General features: G+C 42.6%; 3 protein-coding genes. All 3 read left to right on the forward strand.

The features are described 5' to 3' along the window. Nucleotides 1–134: queuine tRNA-ribosyltransferase family protein (locus KKI13_00660; GenBank protein ID MBU4487568.1), on the forward strand; the 134-nt coding region annotated here is incomplete at its 5' end. Between the two features lie 98 nt (nucleotides 135–232). Next, nucleotides 233–517 carry a preprotein translocase subunit YajC gene (yajC, locus tag KKI13_00665; protein MBU4487569.1) on the forward strand — a complete coding sequence of 95 codons (285 nt, stop codon included), beginning with the start codon at nucleotides 233–235 and terminating at the stop codon, nucleotides 515–517. Nucleotides 518–621: 104 nt separating this feature from the next. Next, nucleotides 622–2,057, forward strand: a 1,436-nt coding sequence (secD, locus tag KKI13_00670; protein MBU4487570.1) for a protein translocase subunit SecD, incomplete at its 3' end; no start/stop codon positions are given.

The following is a 2,057-nucleotide window of genomic DNA, read 5'->3' on the forward strand; positions in this document are numbered from 1 at the left end:
AAATATTAGGATTACGACTTACTTCTTTACATAACGTGTATTTTTATGTAAACTTATTAAGAAGGATACGTGAGGCTATCAAGAACGGTATGTTTTTGGAGCTTAAAGAGGAATTTAAAAACAGGATATTCTAAGATAAGTTGACCCAGCACCACTCATCCGCCGCGGATTCGGGTACGGGGCAGGCAAACTTACATTGTAAGAAATGTCAACTTAAAAGGGGGAGGAAACGATGAATCCAGGTGCAGCTCAGCCAAATGCAATAGCAAGTTTGATGCCGATTATATTTATCTTCGGTATATTTTATTTTCTTTTAATAAGGCCGCAGCAGAAAAAACAAAAAGAACATGGGAAAATGATCAGTGAATTAAAAAAGAATGACGAAGTGGTCACGAACGGCGGCGTACACGGCACTATCGTGAATGTAAAAGATGATACTTTTATATTAAGAATAGACGATAATGTAAAGGTTGAGATCAACAAAACTGCAATTGCATATTTGAAGAAAAGCAGATAAGTTAATAGTGCAGATATTAGAACACAGATTACGGGGTACAGCCTGCAGAGGTTAAATTCTGCTCTCCGTGCTTGGTTTTCTGTTATCCTTAAGGAGGATACTGAATGACAAAGAAATTACAATGGAGAATCTTGGTTGCTTTGGGAGTGGTGCTGTTTGCCTTAGCAGGTATGCTGCCTTTAAAGGAAAAGATAAATCTCGGATTAGATTTGCAGGGCGGGATGCATCTCGTGCTCAAGGTGGATACTGACAAGGTGCCTGAAGAGGCGAGGGAGGACGCGCCTAACAGGGCATTGGAAGTAATACGTAATCGAATCGACCAGTTTGGCGTGCGTGAGCCGCTTATACAAAGACAGGGAAAGAATTCTATTGTTGTGCAGCTTCCCGGCGTTACTGATAGGGACAGGGCAATAGAGCTCATAGGAAGGACTGCGCTCTTAGAATTTAAATTAGTGGAAGATGACGAGGGGTTAAATCTTAGGGCGAGGGATGGCGATATCCCTGACGGATATGAATTAAAAAAGATAGACAATGACTCTTTGCTTTTACATAAAGAGGCGATATTGACAGGGGATACGTTAGTAAACGCGGAAGTGAGTTTCGATCAGTCAAGATTTAATGAGCCGTACATCTCGATCGAATTTAATTCCAAAGGCGCCGCGATATTTTCTGAAATAACCGGTCAAAACGTCGGGAAAAGATTAGCTATTGTTTTGGATAACAAAGTGCATACAGCGCCGCGCATAAATGAAAAGATACCTTCAGGAAAGGCAAGCATTACCGGAAGGTTTACAATTGAAGAGGCTGGAGATGTTGCTTTGGTACTGCGCGCCGGCGCCCTGCCTGCTCCTATCTATATTGAGGAAGAGCGGACAGTAGGAGCGCTTTTGGGCCGAGATTCAATAGAGAGCGGCCTAAGGGCTTCACTTATAGGCGTGGCATTGGTCCTTGGATTCATGCTTATATATTATCTTTTTGCCGGCGTTGTTGCCAGTATTGCGATGGTGTTGAATTTCATAATAGTGCTGGGCGCATTAGGGTGGCTGCATACGACGTTGACGCTTCCTGGTATAGCCGGCATGATACTCGTCATAGGCATGGCAGTTGACGCGAATGTTTTGATATACGAGCGCATACGCGAAGAGCTTAATATGGGAAAACACATACGAAGCGCTGTTGCGGCAGGCTACAACAAGGCCTTTACCGCGATTCTTGATTCTAATATTACCACGCTTATTGCCGCCGCTCTTTTATTTAAATTCGGCACAGGCCCTATAAGAGGTTTTGGAGTTACGCTTTCAATAGGTATCCTGGCCAGCATGTTCACAGCTATTTTTGTGACGAGAATAATATTCGATCTTGTTACTGGCAATAAAAAATTTGAAAAACTTCCCATGCTTCAGTTTTTCAAAAAGACAAAGATTGATTTTGTAGGAAAACGCTGGATCGCATATGTCCTTTCAGCCATTGTCCTTATAGGAGGGATGAGTGTTTTCTTATCAAAGGGCGAGAAGGCATATGGCATTGATTTTACAGGCGG

The organism is Candidatus Omnitrophota bacterium, assembly GCA_018894435.1.
GTDB lineage: Bacteria > Omnitrophota > Gorgyraeia > JAHIPI01 > JAHIPI01 > JAHIPI01.

What these genes read in the sequence shown, in the direction of transcription:
- yajC (MBU4487569.1), top strand. Translation starts at nt 233, where the DNA reads ATGAATCCAGGTGCAGCTCAGCCAAATGCAATAGCAAGTTTGATGCCG.